2 protein-coding genes are annotated in these 2,806 nt (G+C 75.5%); one reads left to right on the top strand and one right to left on the bottom strand.

What is annotated here, in order from left to right; translation table 11 throughout:
• Positions 1–365: PucR family transcriptional regulator (locus tag STRIP9103_RS36835; protein WP_048821645.1), on the top strand; the 365-nt coding region annotated here is incomplete at its 5' end.
• Positions 366–457: 92 nt separating this feature from the next.
• On the opposite strand, the gene STRIP9103_RS36840 is transcribed toward STRIP9103_RS36835, so the two are convergent.
• A partial coding sequence (locus tag STRIP9103_RS36840) for an ATP-binding protein (RefSeq protein ID WP_009332321.1) occupies positions 458–2,806 on the bottom strand: 2,349 nt, incomplete at its 5' end.

Below are 2,806 nucleotides of genomic sequence, written 5' to 3' on the forward strand. Positions count from 1 at the left end.
CCACCGCCTGGCGCGAGGCCTCGGCGGCGGCCCGCGCCGCCCTCGCCGAGCCGCGTCTGGGCCCGGTGGCCGAATGGCGCGCCATCGGCCCGTACCGCCTCCTGACCGCCCTCCCCCCACGGGCCCACCAGGACCCCGCCGTCGGCCCCCTCCTGACCCCCGCCCACCACGAACTCGCCCACACCGCCGAGGTCTTCCTCGACTGCGCGGGCCAGGCGGGCCGCACGGCAGCCGAGTTGGGCATCCACCGCCAGACCCTCTACTACCGCCTCTCCCGCGTGGAGAAGCTCACGGGCCTCGACCTGGACGACGGCGAGGACCGCCTACTGCTGCACATGGCGCTGAAGGGGGCGCGGCTCCAGTAGCGTCCGTCCAACCGTGTTGATCGGAACCGGCCCGCGTGACGGTCGCCGCAAGCGCCGCGTGCCGGCGGTGCGCTTCGACACGTCCGGCCGGATCACTCGGGATCCGGGTGAGCCGTCCTGAGTTCCCGGGACAGCCGGGCCGGGTCGACTTCGGTCACGGCTGTCCTCCCGTCCAGCTCCCAGCCCTTCCCGTACGCCGCGGCGAAGGCTTCCTCGCCCAGCGCGGCCCGCCCTCGGCGGGTGAGGTCGCGAACCTGGCGATCGGTGCGGTCGTGAGCGCCGCGCAGCCGGGAGGCGGCGCCGAGCAGGACGGCCGACTCGTGATGCCGCCCGTGCGCCTCGGCGAGCGCGGCCACGTTCACCGCCACCAGCGCCAGGATCGGCAGGTCCCGGGTCTCGAGCGCCGCCGCGTACGCCTTCGCCAGCGCCTTCTCCGCGCCGGCCGGGTCGCCCGTCGCCAGGCAGAGCGAGGCCCGTGCGCTGCCGACCAGCGTCCGCGCGTGGTCACCGGGGAACGGGGTGTCGCCGTGCAGACCCCGTTCGGCTGTGCCGAGCAGTTCCCGCGCCCGGTCCAGGTCGCCGAGCCGCACCCGGAAGACGGCATCCCAGGCGTCGACCAGGAACAGCCACTCCGGCGAGTTCGCGCGCAGCGCCCGCTCCCGGGCCGAGTCGATCATCGCGATCACCAGGTCGGTGTCGCCGCACCGCAGGTGCAGGTCGATCCAGCGCAGGTCGCCGAACACCTCGTCGCCGAGGCCGAGGGAGCCGAACTCGCCCGCCAGCGACCGGGCCTCGCGCAGATCGGCCAGCGCGCCGTCGAGGTCGTCGTCGTACTGCCGCAGCTGGGCGCGCATGGGCAGCACGTTGGCCTGGCCCCAGCGGTCGCCGACCTGCCGGAAACAGGCCAGGGCCGCCTCCACGTCGGTGCGCGTCCGCTCCAGCTCGCCCGCGTTCTCGGCGAACTGGGCCCGGAACATACGGGCCAGCCCGGACAGCCACACGTCGTCGCCGTCGGCCAGGCGCTCGATGATCGCGGGAGTGCTCTTCTCCTCCTGCAGAAACGCGAGCGGGAGCGCGGTGAGCGCGGCGTAGGGTCCGGGCAGCTCCGGGTACGCGAGGAGCCGGTCGGCCAGCTCCCGTATCGCGGCCTGGTCGTCCGCGGCCTCCTCGGCGCTCGTCCCTGACGGGGTGCCGACCCGGTTGAGCAGGTGGATCGCGTGGGCGCAGTCGTGGTCGGGCGTCGGCTCACCGCCGGGCACCGCCAGTGCCTCGCCCAGCCAGTGGGCCGCGTCGGTGTGCCGGCCGAACATCTGCCAGTACCAGGTCAGGTTCAGGGCGAGGGCGACCGCGCCGGGGGCGTCGCCGGTGTCGCATCGCCGGCGCAGGGCGGCGAGCGTGTTGTCGTACTCGGCGCTGATGACGCGTATGGCCTCCAGCTGGCCGGACCCGCGCAGCCGCGGGTCGTACCGGGCCATCAGCTCGGCGAAGTGGCCGGCGGCCAGGTCGCGGACGGTGCCGAGGTCGCCCGTCCCGGCCAGGCGGTGGGTGCCGTACTCGCGCAGCGTCTCCAGCATGCGGTAGCGGCCCGGGTCGGGCGCGAGCTGCAGCAGCGACCGGTCGACCAGACCGGCGAGCAGTTCGGGGATCTCGGCGGCCGGCACCGCGGTGCCTGCGCAGACCGCGGTGGCCGAGGCCGCCGTGACGCCGCCGGGCAGGATCGAGACGCGATCGGCGACCGTACGCTCGTGCTCGCTCAGCAGGTCCCAGCTCCAGGCGATGACCGCGCGCAGCGTGCGGTGCCGGGGCAGCGCGGTGCGGCTGCCGGTGGTGAGCAGCCGGAACCGGTCCGAGAGTCCGTCGGCGAGCTCGGGCAGCGACAGCGTCCGCAGCCGGGCCGCGGCCAGTTCGAGGGCCAGCGGCATCCCGTCCAGGCCGCGGACCACGCGCCGGACGTCGGACAGCGTCGCGGCGTCCACGTCGAAGCCCGGGCGCACGGCCGCGGCCCGCTCGGTGAACAGGCGTACCGACGCCGCCCGCCGGGCCTGCTCGACGTCGTCGTCCGGGCCGGGCAGCGCGAGCGGGCCGAGCGGCACGAGCGCCTCGCCGTCGACCGCGAGGGGTTCGCGGCTGGTGGCGAGCACGCACAGCCCGGGGCAGCGGGACAGCAGCGCCGCGACCAGGTGGGCCACGGCGTCGATCAGGTGCTCGCAGTTGTCGACGAGCAGCAGGCTCTCCCGGCCGCCGAGCCGGTCGACGAGTACGTCCAGCTCGTCGCCCTCGGCCCGTGTCCGGGCCTCGAACATCGCGCCGCCGCGCAGCCCGATCCCGGCGAGCAGGGCCGAGCCGACCTTGGCCGGCTCGGTGACCGAGGCGAGGTCGATCATCCAGGCGCCGTCGCGGTACTCATGGCGGTGACGGCGGGCGGCCTCGACGGCGAGCCG

The sequence above is a fragment of the Streptomyces ipomoeae 91-03 genome (assembly GCF_000317595.1).
In the GTDB taxonomy this organism is placed as follows: domain Bacteria; phylum Actinomycetota; class Actinomycetes; order Streptomycetales; family Streptomycetaceae; genus Streptomyces; species Streptomyces ipomoeae.